Origin of the sequence: Sphingobium boeckii, from assembly GCF_014199215.1 — a bacterium.
GTDB classification, from domain to species: Bacteria; Pseudomonadota; Alphaproteobacteria; order Sphingomonadales; family Sphingomonadaceae; genus Sphingobium_A; species Sphingobium_A boeckii.
This window is the reverse complement of sequence record NZ_JACIJC010000005.1, coordinates 505,257-530,442: the sequence shown is the minus strand read 5'-3', so window position 1 is coordinate 530,442 and position 25,186 is coordinate 505,257. Positions and strand designations below refer to the sequence as shown.

At 62.7% G+C, this 25,186-nt stretch carries 25 protein-coding genes and 1 tRNA gene; 22 read left to right on the top strand and 4 right to left on the bottom strand.

Features of this window, described 5'->3' with window-relative positions:
• Positions 1-26 precede the first annotated feature (26 nt).
• The 9 genes from FHS49_RS17090 to FHS49_RS17050 all read left to right on the top strand — a co-directional run bounded on the left by FHS49_RS17090 (position 27) and on the right by FHS49_RS17050 (position 7,267).
• Positions 27-1,076 carry a Glu/Leu/Phe/Val dehydrogenase dimerization domain-containing protein gene (locus FHS49_RS17090; RefSeq protein ID WP_184020870.1) on the top strand — a complete coding sequence of 350 codons (1,050 nt, stop codon included), beginning with the start codon at positions 27-29 and terminating at the stop codon, positions 1,074-1,076.
• 89 nt (positions 1,077-1,165) lie between these two features.
• Positions 1,166-2,188, top strand: a complete 1,023-nt coding sequence (locus FHS49_RS17085) for a phosphatase PAP2 family protein (protein WP_184020868.1) — start codon at positions 1,166-1,168, stop codon at positions 2,186-2,188.
• A gap of 130 nt (positions 2,189-2,318) precedes the next feature.
• Positions 2,319-3,035: a heme ABC transporter permease CcmC gene (gene ccmC, locus FHS49_RS17080; protein WP_184020866.1), complete on the top strand. Its 717-nt coding sequence runs from the start codon at positions 2,319-2,321 to the stop codon at positions 3,033-3,035.
• Entirely contained in the window at positions 3,032-3,274 is a 243-nt protein-coding gene (locus tag FHS49_RS19705) for a hypothetical protein (RefSeq protein ID WP_184021299.1), read from the top strand. The genes ccmC and FHS49_RS19705 overlap by 4 nt, the downstream gene beginning before the upstream one ends.
• A complete protein-coding gene (ccmE, locus tag FHS49_RS19700; protein WP_184020858.1) occupies positions 3,271-3,702 on the top strand; it encodes a cytochrome c maturation protein CcmE in 432 nt (143 codons plus the stop codon). Before FHS49_RS19705 ends, ccmE begins: the two co-directional genes overlap by 4 nt.
• Positions 3,699-5,624 (top strand): heme lyase CcmF/NrfE family subunit, encoded by a 1,926-nt coding sequence (locus tag FHS49_RS17065; RefSeq protein ID WP_184020856.1) that lies wholly within the window; start codon positions 3,699-3,701, stop codon positions 5,622-5,624. The genes ccmE and FHS49_RS17065 overlap by 4 nt, the downstream gene beginning before the upstream one ends.
• The gene (locus tag FHS49_RS17060; RefSeq protein ID WP_184020854.1) at positions 5,617-6,168 is read left to right on the top strand and encodes a DsbE family thiol:disulfide interchange protein; all 552 of its coding nucleotides are present in this window, start codon (positions 5,617-5,619) and stop codon (positions 6,166-6,168) included. The genes FHS49_RS17065 and FHS49_RS17060 overlap by 8 nt, the downstream gene beginning before the upstream one ends.
• 47 nt (positions 6,169-6,215) lie before the next feature.
• Positions 6,216-6,596 carry a cytochrome c-type biogenesis protein gene (locus FHS49_RS17055; protein WP_246350891.1) on the top strand — a complete coding sequence of 127 codons (381 nt, stop codon included), beginning with the start codon at positions 6,216-6,218 and terminating at the stop codon, positions 6,594-6,596.
• Positions 6,596-7,267, top strand: a complete 672-nt coding sequence (locus FHS49_RS17050; RefSeq protein WP_184020851.1) for a tetratricopeptide repeat protein — start codon at positions 6,596-6,598, stop codon at positions 7,265-7,267. The genes FHS49_RS17055 and FHS49_RS17050 overlap by 1 nt, the downstream gene beginning before the upstream one ends.
• Here FHS49_RS17050 and ald read toward each other — a convergent pair.
• Positions 7,264-8,361, bottom strand: a complete 1,098-nt coding sequence (ald, locus tag FHS49_RS17045) for an alanine dehydrogenase (RefSeq protein WP_184020849.1) — start codon at positions 8,359-8,361, stop codon at positions 7,264-7,266. The genes FHS49_RS17050 and ald overlap by 4 nt on opposite strands.
• A gap of 132 nt (positions 8,362-8,493) precedes the next feature.
• On the opposite strand from ald, the gene FHS49_RS17040 reads away from it, so the two are divergent.
• From FHS49_RS17040 to trxB, 13 genes are all read left to right on the top strand, one after another.
• Positions 8,494-8,934 carry an Lrp/AsnC family transcriptional regulator gene (locus FHS49_RS17040; RefSeq protein ID WP_425502710.1) on the top strand — a complete coding sequence of 147 codons (441 nt, stop codon included), beginning with the start codon at positions 8,494-8,496 and terminating at the stop codon, positions 8,932-8,934.
• A gap of 141 nt (positions 8,935-9,075) precedes the next feature.
• Positions 9,076-10,989, top strand: a complete 1,914-nt coding sequence (locus FHS49_RS17035) for a potassium transporter Kup (protein ID WP_246350969.1) — start codon at positions 9,076-9,078, stop codon at positions 10,987-10,989.
• On the top strand, positions 10,986-11,504 hold the full coding sequence (locus FHS49_RS17030; RefSeq protein WP_184021269.1) for a 2'-5' RNA ligase family protein: 519 nt from the start codon (positions 10,986-10,988) through the stop codon (positions 11,502-11,504). The genes FHS49_RS17035 and FHS49_RS17030 overlap by 4 nt, the downstream gene beginning before the upstream one ends.
• A gap of 60 nt (positions 11,505-11,564) precedes the next feature.
• Positions 11,565-11,641 (top strand) — tRNA-Met (locus tag FHS49_RS17025).
• Positions 11,642-11,751: 110 nt separating this feature from the next.
• Complete coding sequence (locus tag FHS49_RS17020) at positions 11,752-13,104, top strand: metal-dependent hydrolase family protein (RefSeq protein ID WP_184020843.1); 1,353 nt, start codon at positions 11,752-11,754, stop codon at positions 13,102-13,104.
• A gap of 91 nt (positions 13,105-13,195) precedes the next feature.
• Positions 13,196-14,518, top strand: coding sequence for a cytochrome P450 (locus FHS49_RS17015; RefSeq protein ID WP_184020841.1), 1,323 nt, complete (start codon positions 13,196-13,198; stop codon positions 14,516-14,518).
• A gap of 59 nt (positions 14,519-14,577) precedes the next feature.
• Positions 14,578-15,387, top strand: a complete 810-nt coding sequence (locus tag FHS49_RS17010; RefSeq protein WP_184020839.1) for a class I SAM-dependent methyltransferase — start codon at positions 14,578-14,580, stop codon at positions 15,385-15,387.
• A 49-nt stretch (positions 15,388-15,436) separates the two neighbouring features.
• On the top strand, positions 15,437-15,841 hold the full coding sequence (locus tag FHS49_RS17005) for a DUF2946 family protein (RefSeq protein WP_184020837.1): 405 nt from the start codon (positions 15,437-15,439) through the stop codon (positions 15,839-15,841).
• Positions 15,842-15,857: 16 nt separating this feature from the next.
• Positions 15,858-18,239 (top strand): TonB-dependent receptor, encoded by a 2,382-nt coding sequence (locus FHS49_RS17000; RefSeq protein ID WP_246350886.1) that lies wholly within the window; start codon positions 15,858-15,860, stop codon positions 18,237-18,239.
• A gap of 14 nt (positions 18,240-18,253) precedes the next feature.
• Positions 18,254-19,639, top strand: a complete 1,386-nt coding sequence (locus FHS49_RS16995) for a PepSY-associated TM helix domain-containing protein (RefSeq protein WP_184020835.1) — start codon at positions 18,254-18,256, stop codon at positions 19,637-19,639.
• 104 nt (positions 19,640-19,743) lie between these two features.
• Positions 19,744-20,112: a hypothetical protein gene (locus FHS49_RS19915; protein WP_343053009.1), complete on the top strand. Its 369-nt coding sequence runs from the start codon at positions 19,744-19,746 to the stop codon at positions 20,110-20,112.
• Positions 20,113-20,272: 160 nt separating this feature from the next.
• A complete protein-coding gene (locus tag FHS49_RS16985; RefSeq protein ID WP_184020833.1) occupies positions 20,273-22,345 on the top strand; it encodes a TonB-dependent receptor in 2,073 nt (690 codons plus the stop codon).
• A 91-nt stretch (positions 22,346-22,436) separates the two neighbouring features.
• Complete coding sequence (gene trxB / locus FHS49_RS16980) at positions 22,437-23,396, top strand: thioredoxin-disulfide reductase (protein WP_184020832.1); 960 nt, start codon at positions 22,437-22,439, stop codon at positions 23,394-23,396.
• Here trxB and FHS49_RS16975 read toward each other — a convergent pair.
• From FHS49_RS16975 to FHS49_RS16965, 3 genes are read right to left on the bottom strand one after another with little or no spacing between them, the layout of a single operon-like run.
• Complete coding sequence (locus FHS49_RS16975; RefSeq protein WP_184020830.1) at positions 23,393-24,193, bottom strand: hydrolase 1, exosortase A system-associated; 801 nt, start codon at positions 24,191-24,193, stop codon at positions 23,393-23,395. The genes trxB and FHS49_RS16975 overlap by 4 nt on opposite strands.
• On the bottom strand, positions 24,178-24,900 hold the full coding sequence (locus FHS49_RS16970) for an alpha/beta hydrolase family protein (RefSeq protein ID WP_184020828.1): 723 nt from the start codon (positions 24,898-24,900) through the stop codon (positions 24,178-24,180). The genes FHS49_RS16975 and FHS49_RS16970 overlap by 16 nt, the downstream gene beginning before the upstream one ends.
• Complete coding sequence (locus FHS49_RS16965) at positions 24,897-25,169, bottom strand: acyl carrier protein (protein WP_343053008.1); 273 nt, start codon at positions 25,167-25,169, stop codon at positions 24,897-24,899. Before FHS49_RS16965 ends, FHS49_RS16970 begins: the two co-directional genes overlap by 4 nt.
• Between the last annotated feature and the right edge of the window lie 17 nt (positions 25,170-25,186).

Sequence of the window (25,186 nt, the reverse complement as noted above, 5' to 3'; positions counted from 1 at the left end):
TAATATTCTTCGCGAATGGAGCGGCCATGACCTCGGTTTGGGAATATCCTGATTTTGACGACCATGAGGGCGTCCATCTGTTTCGCGACCCGAAAAGCCAGCTCACCGCGGTGATCGCGGTGCACAGCACGCATCTGGGTCCGGCAGCGGGGGGCGTGCGTTACTGGCATTATAGCGACAGTAGCAAAGCGATCACGGATGCGCTGCGCCTTTCGAGGGGGATGAGCTTCAAGAACGCAATGGCCGGATTGGCCATGGGCGGCGGCAAGGGGGTGATCCTGGCGGGCGCGGACGTGGAGAAAACGCCGGCGCTTTTGGCCGCATTCGGCGCGGCGATCGATTCGCTGGGTGGCCGCTATGTCACGGCCGAGGATGTCGGGATGAGCGACGCCGATATGGTCGCGATCTCGAAATCCACCAGACATGTGTCGGGCCTGCCCGTGGCGCAGGGCAGCGCGGGTGGCGATCCTGGCCCGTCGACAGCCTATGGCGTCTATCTAGGGGTCAAAGCCGCGGCGTTGCGTGGTCTGGGCAAGTCGGACATGAGCGGCGTGCATATCGCAGTTCAGGGTGTCGGCAGCGTCGGCGGCGGCCTGGCGCGCCTTCTGGCGGCGGATGGCGCGAAACTGACGCTGGCCGATTTGAACATCGAGCGCGCCAAGGCGCTGGCGACCGAATTGGGCGCGCAGGTGGTCGATAGCAATGATATCCTCGCAATCGAGGCCGATATCGTCAGCCCCAACGCCCTAGGTGCAATATTAACGGCTGATTCCATCGCGGCGCTCAGGACCAGTGTCGTTGCAGGTGGCGCGAACAATCAGCTTGAAACCCGCGAAGATGGCTGGCGGCTTCAGACGCGCGGGATTCTTTATGCACCCGATTATGTCATCAATGCTGGCGGCATCATCAATGTCGCGCTGGAGTATCTGGGGCAGGGCGACCGCGCCGAAGTCGAGCAACGCATTCAGCGCATCCCCGAAAGACTGAACCAGGTGTGGGATGAAAGCGCGGCAAGCGGCGATCCCGCGTCGGACGTTGCCGACGCGATCGCCAAACGGCTGATCGGACGGGTTTAACGTCCTTCGAATTCTAATATACTCATTTCGGATACGATTTAATTACGAGATCGTTCCAAATATAGGTTTTTGTCTCCTATGATCTGCTCATGGAGGAGATATCGATCGGCCGCACAATTGCGCCCAGCGTGACTGTGTTTGGAATCACGACGGCGCTGGCATTGGTGCTCACCAACGCCGCCGATATTGACGGCTCCGGCCTCCCAGCGGGTTATGTAATTCCGGCGATCGGCGTGTCGATCTTTTCGATTGTGATCTGGATGGCGCTGGCGTTGATCACGATGGCGGTTGGTGGCGTAAGGAGCCCGGGCCGTGTGATTGTGTCACAGTTATCGCGGCACGCGGAAATGTTGCTGCTTCCAACCTTGATCCAGCCCCTCTTCTTCGCTGCCTTCACGGCAGCCAAGACTTCGATCGCGCCGCTGGTGTCCTTTACGTGGGACGGATTTTACACACGGTTCGATGCCGCGATCTTCGGCGGTGACCCTTGGCGACTCACTCATGCGGCGATCGGTCCCATAGGATCGCTGGGGCTGGAATTTTTCTATACTGCTGTCTGGGGCGTATCACTGGTTTTCGTACAGGCATTCATGGCGATTTATGCGACGCGACGCGCAGCCGGCACGTTCTTTTTGGCGCTCAATCTTACCTGGCTGGTCGGCGGTATATTGCTGGCTTACGTCACCCCCGCCGCCGGGCCGGTTTTCGCTCATCTGTTCGATCCGGCGCTGTCCGGACGCTTTGCCGAATTGCGGTCGGCGCTCGCGCTTTATCCGGAAGGCCCTGTTTTCCAGACGCAGGACTATCTCGCCGATATGCTGGGCAAGCGGATTGCCGAAGAAGGCGGCGGCATTTCGGCGATGCCGTCCATGCACGTCGCCACCGCGATGATCTATGTTTTGGCGGCACGGCGGACACGCTGGTTCTGGCCCGCGATCGTTTTCACCGTTCTGACGTGCATCGGATCGGTGCATTTCGGCTATCATTACGCCGTGGACGGACTGGTTGCGATCGCCATTGCCGGGCTATGCTGGCGTGGAGCCGAAATGTGGTTTGGGCGATCGAAGTCGGTGGATGCGCCCGAGCCCGGAATCGCGGGGCGCGCAACCTAGATCGCGGCCGGAGACGCGCGATCCGGTTGAATCGCTTGCCCAACAGCGGGTGATGATGGCAGAAGGCGCGCGCCGGTAACGACCGGCGGGTTTTTCCGCCCAATCCAGTGAAGGTCAGCGCGTTTCTCCGATGCACGGTTTCGCCAATCCGGCCCGTTTTCTTGGCATTGCCAAACCGTTGACGCCTTGGCTGGCGTGGGGCGGGCTGTTGCTGATCGTGATCGGGGCGATCGCCGGCCTGTATTTCAGCCCCGCCGATTATCTCCAGGGGCAGAGCGTGCGGATCTTGTATGTCCATGTGCCCGCCGCGTGGCTGGGCATGGGGGGCTGGACCGGGCTCGCCATCGCCAGCCTGATGCAGTTCGTGTGGCGGCATCCGCTTTCGGGCATCGCTGCACGCGCCATCGCCCTGCCCGGTGCGCTGTTCACGGCCTTGTGCCTGGCGACCGGCTCCATCTGGGGCCGCCCGACCTGGGGCACCTGGTGGGAATGGGATGGCCGCATGACCTCGATGCTGGTCCTGCTGTTCCTGTATTTCGGCTATATCGCGCTAGCCAATGCCAGCGACGAACGCGGCAGCGTGAGCCGCGTCACCGCGATCTTCGGACTGGTCGGTGCAGTCAACATCCCCATCATCAACCGTTCGGTGGTGTGGTGGAATTCATTGCACCAGAGGCCGAGCATCACGCTGCAAGGCTCCAGCATCGACAATGCGATCCTCTGGCCTTTGGGCTTCACGACGTTGGGCTTCACCCTGCTGTTCGGCGCGATCGTGCTGATGCGGATGCGCGCCAGCCTGGCCGAGATCAAAGTGGATGCGCGGCTGAAACGTATGGCCGCGTCATGAACCATTGGCCCTTCATCATCGCCGCCTATGCGCTCACCGTGATCGGCACGGCGGGCGTGACTTTGTGGGCGTTCATTTCGATGCGGAAAGCCGAGGCGCTTGCCTCCGCATTGAAGCGCCCTTCTTCTCCGTTTGTCCCGAGCGAAGTCGAGGGAAGTGGCGCCACATCCGAAGGTGTTTCGACTGCGCTCGACACGAACGGGATGGGGGAGTCTTCTGGCTTGGGAAAAGGCGCGTGAAAGCCAAGCATCAAAGGCTGACCCTCGGCGTCGTCGCATTGGTCGCGATCATCGGTGCCGCGTTGCTCGCCATGTCCGCCTTGAAGGATCAGGCCGCCTATTTCTATTCGCCCGCGGACGTGAAGCGCACGCGGATCGAGCCGGGCAAGGCGGTGCGCCTGGGCGGGATGGTGGCCGATAAATCCATCGTTCGTCAGCCCGATGGCGTCACGATCCGTTTCGTGGTGGCCGATGGCGCGGATACCGTGCCGGTGGTGTTCAAGGGCATCGTGCCCGATCTGTTCAAGGAAAATTCGGGCGTTGTGGCCGAGGGGCGGTTCGACGCCGGCGGCACCTTCATCGCCGACAATATCCTCGCCAAGCATGACGAGCGTTATATGCCGCCGCAGCTTGAAGGCGACAAGCACAAGACGGGCAAGGTTGAATGATCGCAGAAGCCGGACTGGCCGCTTTGTGGCTCGCGTTCGCGCTCGCGCTGCTTCAGCTTGGGCTGGGCGTGGCGGGGCTTACGGGCGGACGCGACGTGCTGCTTGGGGCCGTGCGGCCGGTCGCGGTGGTGCAAGGATTGCTCACGGCCATCGCCTTCGTCATGCTCATCTGGCTGTTCCTGCGCTCCGATATGTCGGTCGAGCTGGTCGCGCTGAACAGCCATTCGGACAAGCCCTGGCTTTATAAATTCGCAGGCACCTGGGGCAATCACGAGGGTTCGATGCTGCTCTGGGTGGCGGTGCTGGCCTTTGCGGGTGCAGCGGTCGCGCTGTTCGAACGGCGGCTGGACGAACGCACGCTGATGGCCACGCTGGCGGCGCAGGCCTTCATCGGCATCGGCTTCTATGCCTTCCTGCTTTTTTCCTCCAATCCCTTCACCCGGCTCGATCCCGCGCCGGCGCAGGGGCAGGGCTTGAACCCGCTGTTGCAGGATCCGGGGCTCGCCTTCCATCCGCCCACGCTCTATTTCGGCTATGTCGGGCTTTCGATCGCCTTCTCCTTTGCCGTCGGCGCTTTGGTAACCCGCGATGTGGGTGCCGATTTCGCGCGCGCGATGCGGCCCTGGGTGCTGATATCCTGGGTGTTCCTGACGCTCGGCATCACCGCGGGCAGCTATTGGGCCTATTACGAACTCGGCTGGGGCGGCTGGTGGTTCTGGGATCCCGTGGAGAATGCCTCGCTCATGCCCTGGCTGGCGGCCACCGCTCTGCTGCATTCGGTGACGGTGCTGGCCACGCGCGACGGGCTCCGCGCCTGGACGGTGATGCTTGCCGTGGTCGCTTTCTCCATGTCGATGGTCGGCACCTTCCTTGTCCGATCGGGGATCCTGACCTCGGTCCACGCGTTCGCGGTCGATCCGACGCGCGGCAGCTTCATTCTGGCCCTGCTCGTCATCTATATCGGCGGTGCCATGGCGCTTTACGGCTTTCGCGTGGGCACCGTGCGTGAAGGTTCCACCTTCGAAGCGGTCAGCCGCGAGGGGGCATTGGTGGCGAACAATCTGCTGCTGTCGGCCATTCTTGGCATCGTGCTGATCGGCACACTCTATCCGCTGGGCGTGGAAGCGGTGACGGGGGACAAGCTCTCGGTCGGCCCGCCCTATTTCAATGCCGCCGCTGGGCCATTGGCGCTGATCCTGGTTGCGATCATGGCGGTGGGGCCATTGCTCAAATGGCGACGCGATACGCTCAAACCACTCGCGAAGCGGCTGGCGCTGCCCATTCTGATCACGGCGCTCGCATTGGCCGCCGTGCTGGCGATGGCACCGGGGATCGGAATCTTTCCGTTGCTCGGCCTCGTGCTCGCATTGGGCGTCGGCGCGGCCAGCGTGGCGCCGCTGTGGAAGCGCAATCTGCGCCGGACGCCGTTGTTCACCTATGGCATGGTGATCGCGCATCTGGGCATTGCGGTCAGCCTTGCGGGCATGGCGTGCGAAAGCGCCTTTACCAAGGAAACGCTGGTGGCCGCCAGATTGGGCGAGACTGAGCATGTCGGGCCGTTCGCGGTGCGGCTGGATGGCGTCGCGCCGATCGCCGGACCGAATTGGACCGCGCTTGAAGCGACGCTCACCGTGACCCGCGGCGATGGCAAACCCTTCATCCTGAAGCCCGAAGCGCGCATGTTCCCTTCGCCGCCGACCGAGACGAGCGAGGCCGCGATCAAAACGGTGTTCGATGGCCAGCTCTACACCGTATTGGGCAAAGCGGATGAGCAGGGTCGGTGGCAATTGCGTCTGTGGTGGAAGCCCTGGGTGACGTTGATCTGGCTCGGCGGCGTGTTGATCGCGCTGGGCGGATTGCTCTCGCTGATCGGCCATATGCGCCGCGAGCGCAAATTACTGGACAGGAAGCTCTATGGCTGAGCCACAGCCCAAAAAGGTCAGCCGCCTGATATTGTGGGTGCCGCTCGCGCTGTTCGCCTTGTTTTTCGGCGTGGTGATGCACGGGCTGTTCAATCCGGCCGAGCGCGTGGTGGATTCCAAGATGGTGGGCAAGCCGCTGCCGCAATTCGCTTTGCCCGCAGCGCTGCCGGGCCAGCAGCCTCTGACCAACGGGGACTTCGCGCAAGGTCAGCCGCGGCTGCTCAACATCTTCGCAAGCTGGTGCATTCCCTGCAAGGCGGAAGCACCGATCTTGGAGCAACTGGCCCGCCAGGGCGTGCCGATCGATGCGATCGCGATCCGCGACCGGCCCGAGGACATCGCCGCCTTCCTCCAGCAATATGGCAATCCCTATCAGCGCATCGGCTCCGATGTGGATAGCGCCGTGCAACTCGCCATGGGCTCGTCCGGCGTGCCGGAGACCTTCGTGATCGACGGCCAGGGCGTGATCCGGCATCAGCATATCGGCGATATCCGCCCTGAGGATATTCCCAATATCCTCCAGAAATTGCGCGAAGCACAATGACTGTAGGGCCTTTCCTCCGCGCCTCCGTGCTGTTGTTACTCGCAGCGATGGCTATGCCCGGGGCGCTGCGCGCAGATTCGCTGATGCCTGCGGCGAAATATGCCAACACGCAACTGGCCGATCCCGCGCAGGAGGCCAAGGCGCTGGCGCTGATGGAGACTTTGCGCTGCGTGGTCTGCCAGGGGCAGGCGATTGCGGACAGCGATGCCGAGATTGCGGGCGACATGCGATCGATGGTGCGCGCCCGGATCGCGGCGGGGGAAAGCCCGGATCAGATCCGCGCCTGGATGATCGAGCGTTATGGCGAATGGGTCAGCTATGATCCGCCATTATCGGCGCGCACATGGCCGCTCTGGTTCGCACCGATCATCCTGATAGGACTCGGCTGGCTGCTTGCGCGCGGACGTTTCCGCAAGAGGAAATCCTGATGGGCTGGCTGATCATCGTGGCGATGGCGCTGGTCGCCGCTGGCGCGCTATGGAAGATCGGGCGCTTGCCGCGTGAAAGTTATGAATTGGTGGGCGCGGCGCTACTGCTCGGGTTGTCGGGATATGCCTGGCAAGGGCATCCGGCGCAGGCGGGCAGCCCGATCGCGCAGAAATCCAAGAATGCCGAGGTCGATCCAGCCTTGGTCGAGCAACGCAAAAACATGACCGGACGTTTCAGCGGCGAAGCGCAGTGGCTGGATACCGCGGATGCCTACGCACGCTATGGCTCCACACGCGATGCGGTCAATGTGATGCGTGGCGCGGTGAAGGAATATCCGAACAACGCGACGCTCTGGACCGGGCTTGGCAGCGCCTTGCTCAATCACGGCAACGGCATCATGTCCCCCGCGGCGCAGTTCGCGTTCGAGCGCGCGCTGAAGCTCCAGCCGCAACATCCGGGGCCGCCTTTCTATCTTGGCCTGTCGCTATTGCAAGCAGGGCAGCCGGACAAGGCGCTGCAAGTGTGGACCGATCAGCTTGCGGCAACGCCCAGAGACGCGCCCTGGCACGCCGATCTCGAGCAGCGCGTCTCGCGGCTCAGGACGGAGATGGGATTGCCGCCCTTGCCGGTTACCGGCCCCGCCACCCCGGAACCGGCTCTCAGACCCTAGCCTTCGAACGGCAAGCCGAGCGCTTCCGCCACAGCCCGATGGCGAATCTTGCCACCAGACACGTTGAGCCCCGCCGCCAGATGCGGATCGGCCTGCATCGCCGCCTCTGCACCCAGATTGGCGAGGCGGAGCGCGAAGGGCAGTGTGGCGTTGTTCAGCGCGAAGGCGGAGGTGCGCGCCACCGCGCCGGGCATGTTGGCCACGCAATAATGGATGATGCCGTCCACGGTGAATACGGGATCGTCATGCGTGGTGGCGTGCGAGGTTTCAAAGCATCCACCCTGGTCGATCGCGATATCCACCAGCACCGAACCGCGCTTCATCGTCTTGAGCATATCGCGCGTCACCAATTTGGGCGCGGCGGCACCCGGCACCAGCACGGCGCCGATCACAAGGTGTGCATTGGCGACAGCGGCGGCGATGGCCGCCTTGGAGGCATAGGCCGTCTTGATCTGGCTTGAGAAGAACATGTCCAGTTCGGCAAGGCGCTGGTTCGAAATGTCGTAGATCGTGACGTCCGCCCGCATCCCGACTGCCATTTGCGCGGCATTCACGCCCGAAACGCCGCCGCCGAGGATCGCGACCTTGGCCGGTGCCACGCCAGGAACGCCGCCGAGCAGCACGCCGCGGCCGCCCTGTTCCTTTTCCAGATAATGCGCGCCGACCTGGATCGACATGCGCCCCGCCACTTCGGACATGGGCTTGAGCAAAGGCAGCGAGCCATCGCGCGCCGTCACCGTTTCATAGGCGATGCAGGTCGCGCCTGATTTCATCAGTCCCGCGGCCTGCTCGGGATCGGGGGCGAGATGAAGGTAGGTGAACAGCACATGCCGGGGCTCCAGCATCGCGATCTCGACGGGCTGGGGCTCCTTCACCTTCACGATCATGTCCGCCTCCGCAAAGACTTCGGCGGCGGTGCCGACGATGCGTGCACCGGCGGTGACATAATCGGCATCGGAAAAATCGATGCCGCTGCCGGCACCGGCCTGAATGATCAGGTCATGACCGGCAGCCACGAGTTCGGACACCGACGGCGGGGTCAATCCGACGCGATATTCGTGATTCTTGATTTCCTTGGGAACACCGACGCGCATGATTTTCTCCATAGATCGTTGCAACGGATACTATCGCAAAAGGCGCGGGAAGTGCTTGCAAATATCGCCCCGGGACGCGCGCCGAGCGGGATTGTTTTTCATAATTGGCGTGATATCAGGAAAATCATGCAAATAGATCCGATTGATCGCAAAATTCTTGCTCAATTGTCCCGTGATTCCGCGATGACGAGCGAGCAACTGGGTGCGCTGGTGGGGCTGTCGCCCTCGGCAACGCACCGACGCACCCGCGCGCTGCAGGATGCTGGTCTGATCCTGGGCTATGGTGCCCGCTTGTCGCGCGAGGCCAAGGGCAATCCTTCCACCGTCTTCGTATCGGTGACGCTCGTTGATCAGCGCCAGGCGACGATGATGGCATTCGAAGCTGCATTGCCGCGCACCACCGAAGTGGTCGAGGCGCATCTGATGAGCGGCGTTTCCGATTATCTGCTCAAGGTTCTGGTGCGCGAGGATGACAGTTACGAGCGGGTTCATCGCGAAATCCTGTCCGCCTTGCCTGGCGTTCATCGTCTGGTCACCCAGTTCACGATACGCACGCTGGCCTCGGGTGATTGATCCGCTGCATATTGCTGTGCAGCACGGACAGTGGTAGTGCGCCGCCCACGCCCATTCCGGGCGAGCGAGAGTGGGTCTTGATGGCCATTTTTCTGACGCACCGAGCGAATTGAAAGCTCGATGACCTCATCATCTACGGACATGGCAACGGACGGGGAGGCGAGCGAGCTTTCCCAGCCGCATAATGATCAACCTCTGGCGAAGCTGGCGGTGGCGGCGATCGGCATCGTTTTCGGCGATATCGGCACCAGCCCGATCTACGCCTTCCGCGAAACCTTTACCGGTCATCACCCGCTCGATCCCGATCAACTCCATATCTATGGCGTGTTGAGCCTGATCTTCTGGTCGATGATGATCGTGGTTTCGATCAAATATGTGTCGATCATCATGCGCGCCGATAACAAGGGCGAAGGCGGCAGCCTGGCGCTGTTGGCGCTGATCAACCGACAGACGGAGGGCAAGCGCTGGTCCACGCCCATCGTGATGCTCGGGGTGTTCGCCACCGCGCTTTTTTACGGTGACAGCATGATCACACCGGCGATGTCGGTGCTGTCGGCTTCGGAAGGCCTGACCACTGTTGATCCGCGATTCGGCCCGCTGGTCTTGCCCATTTCCGTCACGATCCTGATCGGACTCTTCTGGATCCAGGCGCGCGGCACCGCCAAGGTCGGCCAGCTTTTCGGCCCGGTGATGGTCATCTACTTCTTGGTGCTCGCCGTGCTCGGCGTGATGCACATCATCGGCAATCCCACGGTGCTGTGGTCGCTCAATCCCTATTATGCCTTCACCTTCTTCGCCGATGATCCTTTGGCGGGTTTTCTGGCGCTCGGCTCGGTCGTGCTCGCTGTGACCGGGGCCGAGGCGCTTTATGCCGATATGGGGCATTTCGGGCGCAACCCGATCCGTGTTTCCTGGCTATATTTCGTATTGCCCGGCCTGATGCTGAATTATCTGGGGCAGGGGGCGATGATCCTGTCGCTGGAGCCCGCAGGCGCTGCGGAAGCGATCAAGAATCCCTTCTTCCTGCTCGCACCCGAAGCCTTTCGTCTGCCGCTGGTTCTGCTCGCCATGATGGCCACGATCATCGCCAGCCAGGCCGTGATTTCCGGCGCTTTCTCGCTGACGCAGCAGGCGATCCAGCTCGGCTTCATGCCGCGCCTGCGCATCTTGCACACCAGCGCGAGCGCGGCGGGGCAGATCTATATCCCTGCGATCAACTGGGCCTTGTGCGTGATGGTGATCCTGCTGGTCTTGTTCTTCGGATCGTCCAGCAATCTTGCGGCCGCTTACGGCATTGCGGTGACTGGCGCGATGTTCATCGATACCTGCCTGCTCGCGGTGGTCCTGTTCAGCCTGTGGCATTGGAATCGCTTCGTCGCGGCGCTGGCGATCACGGTGTTCTTCATCGTCGATCTGGCCTATTTCGCCGCCAATCTTACCAAGGTGCCCGATGGCGGGTGGTTCCCGCTGCTGGTCGGCCTGTTTGCCTTCACCATGCTCACCACCTGGGCCAAGGGCCGCAAGCTGATGATCGAGCGACTGCGCGAGGCGGCGATGCCGATCAAGGTGTTCATCACCTCCGCGGCCAGTTCGGCCACGCGCGTACCGGGCACCGCGGTATTCATGACCTCCACCGCCGATGGCGTACCCCATGCGCTGCTGCATAACCTCAAGCACAATAAGGTGCTGCACGATCGCGTGATCCTGCTCACTGTGAAGATTGCGGACGTCCCTTATGTGGAGATCGAGCGACGCTGTATGCTGGAGGATCTGGGGCAGGGTTTCCATCGTCTCGTGATCAAATTCGGCTTCATGCAGGAGCCCGATGTGCCCGCCGCGCTCAAGCTCGTCACCGGATGCGGCGCGGAGTTCAAGATGATGGACACCAGCTTCTTCCTCGCGCGGCAGACGCTGTTGCCCTCCGAGCGGCCCGGCATGGCCTTGTGGCGCGAACGGCTGTTCGCCTGGATGATGCGCAATGCGGAAAGCGCGATGGATTTCTTCAAGCTGCCGACGAATCGCGTGGTCGAACTGGGCAGTCAGGTCGAGATATAGTCACGCCGTCCGTCCCTGCGCCGATCATCGTATCCGCGATCTTTGCGGCTGCTGATCTGGCGTGGCTCGATGGCTTGCGGCGCGCGCATTTTCCGCCTGAGCGCAATGTGATCCCCGCCCATCTGACGCTGTTTCATCATTTGCCGCCCTCGATCGAAGGCGAATTGCGCGCGTGCCTCGCGCGGGCGACGCGCGGCATTCCAGCGCCCGTCGCCCGCATCGCCGGCCTCATGAACCTGGGCCGAGGCACGGCGTTCAGAATTGAATCCCCCGCGCTGGAGGATATCCGCGCCGATTTGGCTGCGCGCTTTTCGACTCTACTCACGCCGCAGGATCAGGCGGGCTGGCGGCCGCATGTCACGATCCAGAACAAGGTGACGCCGGAAGACGCCCGTGCCCTGCAACGCGATCTGCAGGCTGGTTTTACGCCGCGCCCGTTGGCGATCCGCGGGCTGGCCGCCTGGTATTATCGTGGCGGGCCATGGGAAGCGCTTTCGCGTCATGCTTTTGGTTGACCGGAATCGCACCGCTGCTTATACGCGCGCCTTCGCGGCACAGATGCCGCGGCCCCTTGGGGCGGAGTAGCTCAGCTGGTTAGAGCACCGGAATCATAATCCGGGTGTCGGGGGTTCAAGTCCCTCCTCCGCTACCATATCCCTGAAATTTGCGGAAAATCTGGGGCTGTTAAAGGCCTGGCGAAATCAGTGGCGGTCTTTTGGCGGTGCGCATAGTCTTGTCGCAACCGAAAAAAGGGAGCCATTCATGCGCCGATTTGCCGCCATTACCTTTGCCATGCTCAGTGCGACATCGCTCTGCGCACAGACCACGGTGCCCGCAACGCCGGAGGCCGGCCAGAAGCTGACCGTGATCCATGCCGGCGCACTGCTCGCACAACCTGGCAAGGCGCCACGCGGCCCCAGCACGATCATCATCCGCGGCGACAAGATTACCGCGGTGCGCGACGGCTATGTCGACGCGGAGGCGGGCGCCCATGTGATCGATCTCAAGGACCAGTTCGTGATGCCGGGCCTGGTCGATATGCACGTCCATCTCTGGGGCATTGGCGGCGATCCGATGCGGGACCGGCTGACGGCGCTCAACCGCGATGACGCGGACGATATGCTGTTCGCCGTGTCCAACGCGCGCATAACGCTGGACGCGGGTTTCACGACCGTGCGCGATCTCGGCGGCAGTCCGCGCGGGATGCGGGCGCTGCGTGAAGGCGTGGAGCGCGGCGATGTGGCCGGGCCGACGATCATCAATGCGGGCAGCGGCATTTCCGTTTCGGGCGGCCATGCCGATGGGACGAACGGGATGGCTGAATCCTTCGCCGAGGCACTTCATCAGCATCAGATCAACACCTGCGACGGCCCCGATGACTGCCGCCGCGCGGTGCGCCAGCAGGTGGCGCTCGGTGCGCAAGTGATCAAATATATGTCCACGGGCGGCGTGCTGTCGAATATCTCGGGTGGACTTGGCCGCGCGATGACCGACGAGGAAATGTCGGCGATCATTGACACCGCGCACGGCCTCGGCCGCAAGGTGGCGACGCACAGCCACGCCGCTGCCGGCACCAAGGCGGCGATCAAGGCGCATGTCGACACCGTCGATCACGGCTCCTTCATCGACGATGAAGCGATCCAGTTGTTCAAGGCGAACGGCACCTGGCTGGTGCCCACTATGCTCGCCCCGCGCGCCGCGCTCGAGCAGGCACGCGCCGGATTGCTCCCGCCCGCCGTGATCCCCAAAGCGGAGGAAGCGGCGGCGGCCGCATTCGCCAGCCATTCCAAGGCGATCGCCGCGGGCGTCAAGATCGCTTTCGGCACCGATACCGGAGTATCCAAACATGGCGAGAATGCGCGGGAGTTCGCGCTGATGGTAAAGGCCGGGATGACGCCGGCCGCCGCGCTCAAGGCGGCAACGGTCAATGCCGCGGAAGCGCTGGGGCGGGAATCGGCGATCGGGACGATCGAGACGGGCAAGGATGCCGATATCATCGCGATCAGCGCCAGTCCGCTGGACGATGTGACTCGCATGGAGACCGTGGATTTCGTCATGCGCCACGGGGTGGTTCACAAGGCCGCGGGCAAGCGCCAGGCTTTTCCGGCGGACTGACCCGCCGCCCCGCGAGAGGGCGCGCGTTGACAAATGAAACCAATCCCATAGTTTATGATCCATCGTGTATCATAAACTATGGGATCTTGGCATGACGGACTATCAAACGGCCGATTTCTATGCGGATGTAGCGCTGGTCGATGATCCGCACGCCTATTTCGATTTCCTGCGTGGTCAGGGGCCGGTGACGCGATTGCCGCATCGTAATGTCGTGGCAGTCACGGGCTATGAGGAGACGGTGCAGGTGATGCTCGATACCGAGCATTTCTCGAGCATCAATGCCGTAACGGGACCGATCCCGGGCGTGCCCTTCGAGGTCACCAGCGATGATATCACCGCGCAACTGGAAGCCGCGCGGCCCAAGATGCCATTTGCCGATCAGGTGGTGACCGAGCAGGGCGTGCGCCATTCCAATCTGCGCTCGATCATCGCGCCGCTCTTCACGCCGGGCAGGCTGAAAGCGATGGAGACGCCGCTGCGCGACACCGCCGATGCGCTGATCGACGAGTTCATCGGCGATGGCCGGGTCAATCTGGTCCAGCAATATGGTGGGCCTTATGCCACGCTGATCATCGCCGATTTGCTCGGCATCCCGCAAAAGGGGCGGCGACAGTTTCGCGATCTGTTGAAGGACGCCGTGCCCGCGGTGATCGGCGCGACCCCCGAGGACATGATGAAAAACCCGCTCGTCTCGATCGGCAAGACCTTATTCGGCTACATCGCCAAGCGCCGGCTGGTGCATCACCCGTTGCTGCGGCCCGTGACGCGGATGTTCGCCGGCGCGACGGGGGAGGGCGACATCTTGACCCGATTGGCCCTGGCGAAATTCCCTGATGGGTCACGCCCCACTTTGGTCGATCTCACGGCTTTAGGCGCGTTCCTATTTGGTGCGGGACAGGATACCACCAATCGGCTGCTCGCCAATGCCTTCCGCGTAATTGCGACCCGACCCGACATTCAGGTGGATCTGCGCGCGAACCCCAAACGCATTCCGGCCTTTATCGAGGAATTGCTGCGCTTTGACGGTTCGGTGAAGAGCGGCGGGCGGCTGTGCCAGAAGACCACCATGCTGGGCGGCTTGGAGATCAAGGCGGGGACGACCATCCTCCTGTCTCACATGGCGGCGAACCGCGACCCGCGCCGCTTCGAGGATCCCGGCGTGTTCAACATGGACCGTCCGCGCGCGAAAGAGCATCTCGCTTTCGGGCGCGGGGCGCACACCTGCATCGGCGCGCCACTCGCGCGCAGGGAGGTGAGCGTGAGCATCGAGCGGCTGCTGGCACGGCTCGACAATATCCGCCTCTCGCCAGCGCATCATGGTGCAGCCGGACAGCCCAGCTTCGAATATGAGCCGACCTATATCCTGCGCGCGCTGCGCAATTTGCATCTGGAGTTCGATCCGATTGCCGAATGAGCCCATGTGGAGATTCCGCCTGAATATGCTAGACTGGCGCCGGCTGAAGGAGACCGCAGATGAACCCGAACAAGGCATTGTGGGAAAAGGGCGATTTCACGCAGATCGCAGCAACGATGCGCGAAAGCGGAGAAGCGCTGATCGATGATCTGGGGATCGGCGCGGGCATGGATGTGCTCGATCTGGGGTGCGGCGATGGGACGACCGCGGTGCCCGCAGCGCGGCGCGGTGCCAATGTCACCGGCATCGATATCGCGGCCAATCTGGTCGCGGCCGGCAATGCCCGCGCGGCCCAGGCTGGCCTCGCCAACCTGCGCTTTCAGGAAGGTGACGCCTCCCATCTCGAACAGGTGCCCGACGACAGCTTCGATCGCGTGGTCAGCATCTTCGGCGCGATGTTCGCCCCGCGTCCCCACGATGTCGCGCGCGAAATGGTGCGGGTAACGCGCCCGGGTGGGCGCATCGTGATGGGCAATTGGATCCCCGGCGATCCCACATTGGTCGCCCAGATCCTGAAAATCAGCGCGGCCTATACCCCGCCGCCGCCCGAAGGCTTCATCAGCCCCGTCACCTGGGGGATGGAGGATGTGGTGCGGGAGCGTTTCGGTTTGGCGGGGGTTGCGGCCGAAAATGTCGGTTGCGAGCGCGCAAGCTATGTCTTTCGCCATCCCGGCCCGCCGACCGATCTGCTCGATACATTCCGCCTTTATTATGGGCCGACCATGAACGCGTTCGAGGCGGCGGCGCAAAAGGGGCTGGCCGACCAACTTCGGGATGAACTTGCGGCCTTGTTTGAAGCGCAAAATCAGGGCGGTGCGAATAGCACGGTCATTCCGGCGACCTATCTCAAGGTGATCGTGCAGGCCTGATCCGACGATCACGGATGACATTCATGTTCGATCCGGTTAGGGGCGGCGCGTGAATTCGTTTCGCCACCAAATCCTTCGGCATCGGCTGCTGGCCTCCTGGCTGGTGGCGATGGCGTTGATGATGAAGCTGCTCATGCCGGCAGGCTTCATGCCGTTGGTATCCGGCGGCGTCATGACCGTCCAGATCTGCACCGGCATGGGCCTGCAGACCGTGGCCGTGTCCATCCCCGGCATGGCGGGCGAGACGGACCCGCCGGCCGAGCAGAAGCAGGCCGATCAGCCCTGCGCTTTTGCGGGACTCTGGACGCCCAGCCTTGCCGCCGCCGATCCGATCCAGCTCGCTCTGGCGCTCGCTTTCATCGGGTTGATCGCCTTTCGGGTCGTCCTGCGACCCAGCCGCTCACACGACACCCGGCTGCGACCTCCTTTACGCGGACCTCCCGCGACCGCCTGATCCGCCGCGGCGCTGGTTGCCGCTGACGCGCATCGCCTGGTGTCGCGCCACGCCGGATCAGATCTTCTCCACGCCCGCGATTGCGGATGGCGGCGCCTTCATCGCCGCCATCCGCATGATCGCTCACCCCTATCGCCAGTCTTCGCCGTCGCCCGATGATCCGGGCGCGACGGCGCGCCCATCCAAAGGGAATGCCATGTTCAAAATTGCTCTGGCCACGACGGCCATGTCTGCACTCATCATTGCAACGCCGGTCGCGGCCGAAGACGGGGATGCCGATGCCATCATCGTCACTGCGCAGCGCGATCAGCTCAAGCTCGACACCAGGACGCAGACGGGCAGCCGCCTCGCCCTGACCATCCGCGAGACACCGGCGACCGTCGAAACACTGACTCAGGCAGATCTGCAGATCCAGGGGCTGCGGACGGCCCGCGAGGCATTCAACGCGGTGGTCGGCGCGGTCTCCGGCAATGTGCCGGGCAATCCCGCGGTTGTTTCGCTGCGGGGATTTTCGGGCGGGGCGGTCTCGATCCTGCAGGATGGCGTGCGCATATCCACATCGACCGTGGTGCAGCGGGACACCAACACCTGGCATTTCGACCGGATCGAAGTGATCAAGGGGCCGGCATCGGTGCTTTACGGCGAAGGCGCATTGGCGGGCGTGATCAACAAGGTGACGCGCAAGCCGAGCCTGGAGGGTGATCATCTGGATGGGCGGCTGGCTTATGGCAGTTTCAACACGCTGACCGCCGCCGGCGGTGTGAACCTCAAGCTCTCGGACACCGTCGCGCTCCGCGCCGACGCAAGCTATCTGCATTCGGACAGCCTTTATGATGTCGATGACAATGAGACCCGGTCTGCGGGGCTGACGGCCAGCCTGTTGTTCAAGCCTGCATCCACCGTGTCGATCCTGCTCGCGGTCGATCATTATGACGACCGCTATGACTCATCCTATCAGGGCGTACCTTTGGTCTCCGCGGCAGTGGCCCGCAACCCCAGCGGCGCGCTGCAAAACGCGACCAACAGCCTGGTGATCGACAAGGCGCTGAGACACAGCAATTACAATCCCGAAGGAGCATATTCCGGTGCGCACGAAACCACGCTGCGCGCGCGGATCGACTATGCCATGGGCGGCGGCTGGTCGGTTACCAATGATTTTACCTGGTATCGGGCAAAACGTGATTTCGTTTTGAGCGGGGACCAGAATTTCGTCGCCCCGACGGCCGCTTTTCCCGAAGGCAGCTTCGCCCGCTCGGTCCAGCGCATCTATCATGATCATCGATTCTGGAATGAGCGGCTCGTGATCGCCAATGACAGCGTGATCAGCGGGCTACGCAACCGTTTCAGCCTGGGCGGCGAATATAATGACACGGACTTCATCAATCCGCGGCAGCAAAGCCCGGTGGGTGCGGTCGCCGCAGTGGATCCGTTCAATCCGACGGTCGGCCTCTTTCCGACGGGGAACAGCGCCTATACCACCACCAATGTCATCTATGACTCACGGCTCAAGACCGCTTCAATCTTTGCCGAGGATGCGCTGAACATCACGCCGCGCTGGCTGATCGTGGGGGGCGCGCGCTATGATCATATCGATCTGACGCGCTTGATCACCAATCTGAATGCGGGTGGCGTGGTCACGCGCGGCGCGCCCACCTATCAGCCCTTTTCCTGGCGCATGGGCACGACCTATGATGTCACGCCGGGGCTGACGCTTTATGCCCAATATACCACTGCAGTGACCCCGGTCTCGTCGATCCTGCTGCAATCCATCGTCAATACCAGCTACCGGCTGACCAAGGGGCATTCCTATGAAGCCGGTTTCAAGGCCTCGGCCTTTGACAAGCGACTGACCCTGACGGGGGCGGCCTATCGGATCGAACAGAAGAACATATTGACGCGCGATCCCAATAATCCGTCCCAAGCGATCCAGGGCGGCGAACAATCGTCGCAGGGCGTTGAACTCAGCATCGGGGCCGCCGTGACCCCGCGGCTTTCGCTTTCGGGCGGTATTTCCCATGTCGATGCGCAATATGATCAGTTGAGCGAATTGATCGCCGGCGTCCGCGTCGATCGCTCCGGCAACCGGCCGATCAACACGCCGTCCACCACGCTCAACGGCACGGCGCTATACGGCTTCGCGGCGCTGCCGATCACGCTGGGCGCCTTCGTGCGCCATGCGACTGGCTTCTACACCGATACCGCCAATAACTATTTCGTGCGGGGCCATACAACATTCGACGCCTCGATCGCATGGCGACTGACCCCGAAGGCGGTGGTGATGTTGCGCGGCCGTAATCTGACCGATGCCTTTTACGGCGAATATTCGGGATATCCGAGCACGAACATCTATATCGGCGCGCCCCGCAGCGCCGAACTCTCGCTCTCCACGCACTTCTGATCGGACCAGCGATCATGGCAACCGTCCCATCCCTGTCGAAAACTTATCGCGCGATCTGGCGGTGGCATTTCTATGCCGGGCTGATCGTGGCGCCCTTTCTGGTGATCCTCAGCGTGACGGGCGCGATCTATCTGTTCAATGAGGAGATCAACGATGCGCTCAGTCCGGAACTGCGCTTCGTAATTCCGCGCGCCGCGCCCACGCCGGTGTCCGATATGATCCGCGCGGCGCTGGCGGCGCATCCAGGGGCTGCGACGCGCATCGATCTGCCCGCAACGCCGGATCGCGCCGCGACGGTGTTCGTCACGCCCGATGCGGGCGAGGCGCTGCGAATTGCTGTCGATCCGGGCGACGCGCGGGTGCTCGGGTCTTATGTCTATGAGCGAACATTGGTCGGGTTTGCCGACGACATGCACGGATCTTTGACCATCGGCACGATCGGCGACCGGATTGTGGAATTGGCGGCGTGCTGGGCGCTGGTGCTCATCGCCACCGGCCTGTATCTGTGGTGGCCGCGCAGCCGCAAGGGACCGGCGGGGCTCCTTTATCCACGTTTGTGGGCCAAGGGCCGTCTGTTCTGGCGGGATCTTCATGCTTCCGTCGGGGTCTGGACCGTGGCGCTGATCGCATTCCTGATCCTCACCGGCCTGCCCTGGGCGGGCGTGCAGGGCGATCTGCTCAAGCAGGTTACCGCGGCCGCGGACATCGGCTATCCCGCTTCGACCCGCGGCTATGGCGCGCCCAAGAGCGTACCGATGAAGGCGGCGCTCCGCGAAGCGCCCTGGACGCTGGAGGATGCGCCCATGCCAGTCTCCGATGCCACTCATGCGGATCATCCGGGGCACGGGTTGATGCCGGCGATGCAGGACGAAGCCGCCGTCTCTGGCATTGATGATATCGTGCAAGCGGCGGCGGATCACAGGCTGGCCAGCGGCTATCGTCTGTTTCTGCCCGCGGGGCCGGAGGGCGTCTATACCGCTTATACCTATCCCGATCAGCCGCAGGGCCAGCGCACGCTCTATTTCGATCGCTATTCGGGCCATCTGATCCGCGAGATCCGCTATGCCGATTATGGCTGGGCCGCCAAGGCGATCGAGCTTGGCGTTCAGCTTCACATGGGCAATTATTTCGGCCGCGCCAATCAGATACTCATGCTCATCCCCTGCATCGGTATTGTGCTGCTTGTGGTGAGCGGCGTGATCATGTGGTGGAAACGGCGACCGGCGGGTCGCCTGGGCGCGCCGCCGTCGATATCGGACGTGCGGATGAAAGGGGCGATCGCCCTCCTCATCATCGCGGGCGTGGTGATGCCGCTGCTCGGCCTCTCGCTGATAGCGGTGTTCTTGATCGACCTGATGGTCCAGCAATTGCGGCGGCCAAGATCGGTGCGGGAGGAATAAAGCGGCCCAATCAGGGAATCGAGAGCGTTTTCAATCGCAGATTTTCCCTGGCTTGAGCGCGCCCGCCCTTGCCAGTGGCGGGCGACCCCGGTATTCCTGTTGCGATGCAGCAAGTTCGCAAGACCCTCAGCGTGCGTTCGGCCTATGGCGCGGACCCGTCCCAGCCACAGGCATCGAATGCGGATATCTTCCGGATCGCGATTGATCGGAAGCTGTGTGTCACCGCGGTCTACAATAAATGCGCGATGCTGCTGTCGCCCCATATCCTCTACACCAAGCATGACGAATTGTTCGTCGATGCAGTGGTATTACAGCGGGATGGCAAGGCACCCGCCGAATTGAAGCTGGGGACGTTCAAGCTCGCGGGAATCAATGGTGCCTCGCTGAGCGGCGAACCCTTTACCATCCAGCCCGTATTCGACGCGGCAAACGCAAAATATGAAGGGGTTACGGTTCGCGCCGTTCAGCCCTGATCTAGTGGGGCTCAGGCCCGTCCTATTATCTTCCGTTCATCCACCGTGCAGCTTGGCAGGCTGATAGCGCCCGCGTCGCACCATGGCATATTGACATGATATAAAGTCTCATTAAGAGGCCGCGGTGAAGGGAAACGTCATGAAATCTCAATTCACTTTAATGGCCATTCTGCTCGCTGGGGCGTCCGCACCGGCTGTCGCGCAATCCGATCATGCGGCCGATGCCGGAACCGACAAGACGGTTTTGCCGGCGCATGATGACAATCCGGTGGAGATCGTGGTCACCGCGATGCACCGCAGCCGCGAGGATCTGCTCGGCGGCACCTCGGTCTTGAGCGCTGGCGATCTGGATGCGGCGCGGCGCAGCAATCTGGGCGATACGCTGGCCAGCCTGCCCGGTGTATCCGCGACATCCTTTGGTCCGGTGGCGTCACGCCCCGTCTTGCGCGGCCTCCAGGCCGATCGCATCCGCGTGCTGATCGACGGGATCGGGAGCTTCGATGCGTCCGGATCAAGCGTCGATCATGCGGTGGCGATCAATCCGCTCACGGCGGAGCGGATCGAAGTGCTGCGCGGCCCGACCGCGCTCCTTTATGGATCCTCGGCGATTGGCGGCGTGGTGAGCGTGATCGACGGCCGCATTCCGCGCAGTGTCCCCGCCAATGGAATTCGCCTGAAGGCGGATGCGGATTATGGCAGTGCCGCCGAGGAACGGCGCGGTGCAGCCTCTGCCGATGTCGCACTGGGCGGCGGCTTCGTGATCCATGCCGATGGCAGCTATACGAAGACGGACGATCTGCGCACCGGCGGTTATCTGCTGAGCAAGCCATTGCGGGCCGAAGCAGCGGCATCTCCGATCGCGGAGATACAGGAACTGGCCGATCTCAAGGGGAAATTGCCCAATACACCCTCCGAATCGCACGAGGTCGCGCTGGGCGCGGCCTATATCGGCGATGGCGGGAACATCGGCTTTTCGGTCTCGCGGCTGGACAATCGCTATGGCGTGCCGATCCGCTTTTCGCTTGATCCCGATGTGGAAGCCGAAGCGCCCACATTGGACGTGAAGCAATATCGCGCCGATCTGCGTGCGGAGATCACGCCGGCCAGCGGCTTTCTCGATGCGATCCGCTTTCGCGCAGGCTATGGCGACTATCGCCATTTCGAAATCGAGGACACGGGCGAGATCGCCACGACGTTCCTCAACAAGGGCATGGAAGGGCGGCTCGAATTCTCCCAGCGGCAAAAGGGTGCGTGGAGCGGCGCATTCGGCGCACAATATCTCACCCGCGATTTCAAGGTGATCGGCGAAGAGGCGTTCCTGCCGCCGACCAGCACCGAGCAGGGCGGCCTCTTCACCGTCCAGAATTTCGATTTCGGTCATTTCCGCGCTGAGGCTGGCGCACGCTATGAACACACCAATGTGATCGCGACCGCCAGCGACGCGCTGGGCACGCCCGATGCAGAGCGCAGTTTCTCCACCTTCACCGGGTCGCTGGGCGGTCTGCTGGAGTTCGCGCCCAATGTGAAGTTCGGCCTCAATCTGACGCACACCGAACGCGCGCCGACGGCCGAAGAACTGTTCGCCAATGGTCCGCATCTGGCGACCCAGGCATTCGAGGTTGGCAATCCCTTGTTCGGCAAGGAAAAGAGCAATGGGGCCGAAGTGCTGTTGCGCGGCCGCGGGCTTGAATATTCGTTCGAGATTTCAGCCTATTACAACGACTTTACGAACTTCATCTATCAGTCTCCCACCGGCGATGAAGAGGATGGGTTGCCCGTTTACGGCTTCGCGGCGGCTGGGGCCAAGCAATATGGCTTCGAAGCGGAGGCGAATATCACGCTGGCGCATATCGGCGACGCTGCGATCGTCGCCGATGGCCTGATCGATTATGTTCGCGTGAAGATAGAGGGGCAGGGGTCTGCACCGTTCATCCCGCCCTTGCGCGTGCTCGGCGGGCTTGAATATCAATCCGGCGGCCTGGTCGTGCGCGGCGAGGTCGAACATGCGACGAAGCAGGACAAGGTGGCGGCGTTCGAGACCACCACGCCCGGCTTTACGCTCGCCAACGCGCGGATCGAATGGAAGCCGATGGGCAAGGGTGGCCTGCTGAGCCTGCGGCTGGCGGCCAACAATATCTTCGACGTTGAGGCGCGGCGTCATGCGTCGTTTCTGGCGGACTATGCGCCGCTGGCGGGTCGCGATATTCGCGTGGGGGCCAGCGTCCGGTTTTGACCCCTCAGTCCGATCCCAGTTCGGACCTTGCATAGCAGGGGGTGGAGACACTATCTGGCGTCTCCATCCCCTGCATTGAAACAGGACCGCAATGACCGCCACGCACAGCACCCGCATGTTGATCCTCGGCTCCGGCCCCGCCGGCCTCAGCGCCGCCATTTATGCGGCGCGCGCCGGCATGGCGCCGATCGTGGTGCAGGGTATGCAGCCCGGCGGTCAGCTTACCATCACCACCGATGTCGAAAATTATCCCGGTTTCCGCGATGTGATCCAGGGGCCGTGGCTGATGGAGGAGATGCAGGCACAGGCCGAGCATGTCGGCACCCAGTTCGTCTATGACCAGATCGTGGACGTCGATCTCTCCGAGCGGCCATTCCGGCTTCATGGCGATGGCGGTGCGGTCTATGTCTGCGATACGCTGGTCATCGCGACGGGCGCTCAGGCCAAATGGCTGGGGCTGGAAAGCGAAGTTCTGCTTCAGGGCAAGGGCGTATCGGCGTGCGCCACCTGCGACGGTTTCTTCTATCGCGGCAAGAAGGTCGTCGTGATCGGCGGCGGCAATACTGCGGTGGAGGAAGCGCTCTACCTGACCAATCACAGCCATCACGTGACGCTGATCCATCGCCGCGATTCCCTGCGCGCCGAGAAAATCCTGCAGGACCGGCTCCATGCGCATCCCAACATCAAGGTGCTGTGGAACAAGGCGGTCGAGCGTTTTGTCGGCGGTGGGGATCCCGAGGGGCTGGTCGGGGTCGATCTGCGTGACACCGTGACCGGCGAATCCTCGCACATCGCGACGGACGGTGCGTTCGTGGCGATCGGGCATCATCCGGCGACGGAATTGTTCGAAGGCAAATTGGCGCTGGATGAAGGCTATCTCGTCGTCGACAAGGGCACGTCGCACACCGATATTCCGGGTGTTTTTGCCGCAGGCGACGTCACTGACAAGATTTATCGCCAGGCGGTAACGGCGGCGGGCATGGGCTGCATGGCCGCGCTCGATGCCGAGCGCTTCCTGGCCGAGGCGGATTTCGAGATGGTGGCGGCTTAGGCCGCGCCGTTCGCCAAGGAGCACAGCAACCGCGTCTGGAGCAAGGCCTGATCTGCGGGATGCGCGAAGCTATGCGACGCGCTCTCGATCAGCGTGAGTTCACACCGGCTGCGAAGCGCTGCGAAACCGGGCTGATTCCATTCTCGTTGGAAGGCGAGCGCCGTCGCATCGCGTCGCGCGAGGATGATCGCGATCCGGCCTGCATAGCCCGTGAGGCCTGCGCGTAGTCGCTCGGCCAGGTCACTCTCGCTTGATGGCGCAGAAATCCTTCCCAAACCTTTGATCAATTTCCTGAAATTGACATCGCCACCCAGTAGACGCAGCCATTCCCTTGGGTCTCGCAGCTTTTGGGCATAGCGCGCGCGGATTGCGGCGGGCGGCGGCAGATCGGATGGCGTTTCGATCACCCAGGGGTTGGCAAGAACCAGTGCGGCAAGCCGGCTCCGGTCTTCAAGCAGCGCCAGCGCGGTGGCGGCGTCGCAATTGCCGAACGCGACAAGCGTGTGCAATTGCGGCGCGGCCTCCCGAAAAGCAGCAATCGCGGCGGCGATATCCGCACCAGCCGTCTCGAACCCACCATTCACGCCGCTGCTGTCTCCCACGCCGCGCCGATCGTAGCGAAACACGGGATGGCCGGCCGTGGCGATGGCGGCGGCAAGCTGGGCCATGCCGCCATGCGCGCCGCTGCGGGCTTCATTGCCGCCCGAGACGATCAGCAACCCGGCGCTGCCCGGCGCATCGTCAAGCGTCGCGGCCAGCATCTCGCCAGAACAGCGAAACGTCAGCCAGCGGCGCATAATGATGCCCAATATGAGATATCATCAATAACAGACTGACAAAAAACGGGATCATGATCCGGCTCGCTGCGCCGCCACAAGGGCTGCGCGGTGATTGTCAGGTCTGCCGGCTGGATATCGCTTTCAAGCCTCACAAGGCGCACTGTTCCGGACGGTTCGACCTGCGCCGCCTTCAGTCCACGGGTCAGTTTGGGTGAGAGGCGGTATCCGGCGACTTCGAAAACGCCGTCCATCGCTTCGGCATCGATCTCCGCCATAGTGGTGACGATGCTGTTCTCCCGATTGGCTGCCATGCGGATGCGGATGAGCTCGCGCATCACGCTCGCACCGTCCTGCGGCGCCAGACGCCAGCGCGCATCGGATTGTGCCCAGCCGTCGAGCAGGCAGCCGGTGCGAAAGGATGCGGTCAGGCGAGGCTTGCCGATCGCAGCGACAACCGCGCCGATCGCGCCGGTCCAGTTATCCCAGTCCAGCGTTTCCAGCGGGGTTGCGCTTTCCAGTGTGCCCGGCAGATCGGGTAGAAAACAGGCATATCCCTTTGCGGCCACACCGCGCATCGCCTCGATCATGAAATGGCGGATGCGATTGGCTTCTTCGAACAGCGGCGCGATGAACAAGATCGCGGGGCCGCCATCGCCGATCCGGATCAGTCTTTCGCTCGCTCCGCGCCATGGATAGGCGAGATGAACGAGCGGGGCTGGGCTCACCCCAGCGCCTTGTCGCGCGCAAAGGTGACCAGATTGCCGAAGGTTTCGAGCATTTCTCCATCCACCTCATCATCGTCGATGATGATCCCCAGACGATCCTCAATCTCGGTCAGCAGCCCGGCGACGGCCATGGAATCAAGCTCGGGGACCGCGCCGAAGAGCGGCGTATCGGCAGCGAAACCCGCTGCGCGGGCTTCGCTGATCCCCAGAACGTCGCGCAACACGGATCTCACCGTCTGCTCGACCAGCGCCGCATCATCAGAACCCACGCGCGAACCCCTTGGCT

Bases quoted from the DNA above. Each gene is read 5' to 3' on its own strand.
- FHS49_RS17090 (WP_184020870.1), top strand. From the start codon at position 27: ATGACCTCGGTTTGGGAATATCCTGATTTTGACGACCATGAGGGCGTC.
- FHS49_RS17085 (WP_184020868.1), top strand. From the start codon at position 1,166: ATGGAGGAGATATCGATCGGCCGCACAATTGCGCCCAGCGTGACTGTG.
- ccmC (WP_184020866.1), top strand. From the start codon at position 2,319: ATGCACGGTTTCGCCAATCCGGCCCGTTTTCTTGGCATTGCCAAACCG.
- FHS49_RS19705 (WP_184021299.1), top strand. From the start codon at position 3,032: ATGAACCATTGGCCCTTCATCATCGCCGCCTATGCGCTCACCGTGATC.
- FHS49_RS17065 (WP_184020856.1), top strand. From the start codon at position 3,699: ATGATCGCAGAAGCCGGACTGGCCGCTTTGTGGCTCGCGTTCGCGCTC.
- FHS49_RS17060 (WP_184020854.1), top strand. From the start codon at position 5,617: ATGGCTGAGCCACAGCCCAAAAAGGTCAGCCGCCTGATATTGTGGGTG.
- FHS49_RS17055 (WP_246350891.1), top strand. From the start codon at position 6,216: ATGGCTATGCCCGGGGCGCTGCGCGCAGATTCGCTGATGCCTGCGGCG.
- FHS49_RS17050 (WP_184020851.1), top strand. From the start codon at position 6,596: ATGGGCTGGCTGATCATCGTGGCGATGGCGCTGGTCGCCGCTGGCGCG.
- ald (WP_184020849.1), bottom strand. From the start codon at position 8,361: ATGCGCGTCGGTGTTCCCAAGGAAATCAAGAATCACGAATATCGCGTC.
- FHS49_RS17035 (WP_246350969.1), top strand. From the start codon at position 9,076: ATGGCAACGGACGGGGAGGCGAGCGAGCTTTCCCAGCCGCATAATGAT.
- FHS49_RS17020 (WP_184020843.1), top strand. From the start codon at position 11,752: ATGCGCCGATTTGCCGCCATTACCTTTGCCATGCTCAGTGCGACATCG.
- FHS49_RS17015 (WP_184020841.1), top strand. From the start codon at position 13,196: ATGACGGACTATCAAACGGCCGATTTCTATGCGGATGTAGCGCTGGTC.
- FHS49_RS17010 (WP_184020839.1), top strand. From the start codon at position 14,578: ATGAACCCGAACAAGGCATTGTGGGAAAAGGGCGATTTCACGCAGATC.
- FHS49_RS16995 (WP_184020835.1), top strand. From the start codon at position 18,254: ATGGCAACCGTCCCATCCCTGTCGAAAACTTATCGCGCGATCTGGCGG.
- FHS49_RS19915 (WP_343053009.1), top strand. From the start codon at position 19,744: ATGCAGCAAGTTCGCAAGACCCTCAGCGTGCGTTCGGCCTATGGCGCG.
- FHS49_RS16985 (WP_184020833.1), top strand. From the start codon at position 20,273: ATGGCCATTCTGCTCGCTGGGGCGTCCGCACCGGCTGTCGCGCAATCC.
- trxB (WP_184020832.1), top strand. From the start codon at position 22,437: ATGACCGCCACGCACAGCACCCGCATGTTGATCCTCGGCTCCGGCCCC.
- FHS49_RS16975 (WP_184020830.1), bottom strand. From the start codon at position 24,193: ATGCGCCGCTGGCTGACGTTTCGCTGTTCTGGCGAGATGCTGGCCGCG.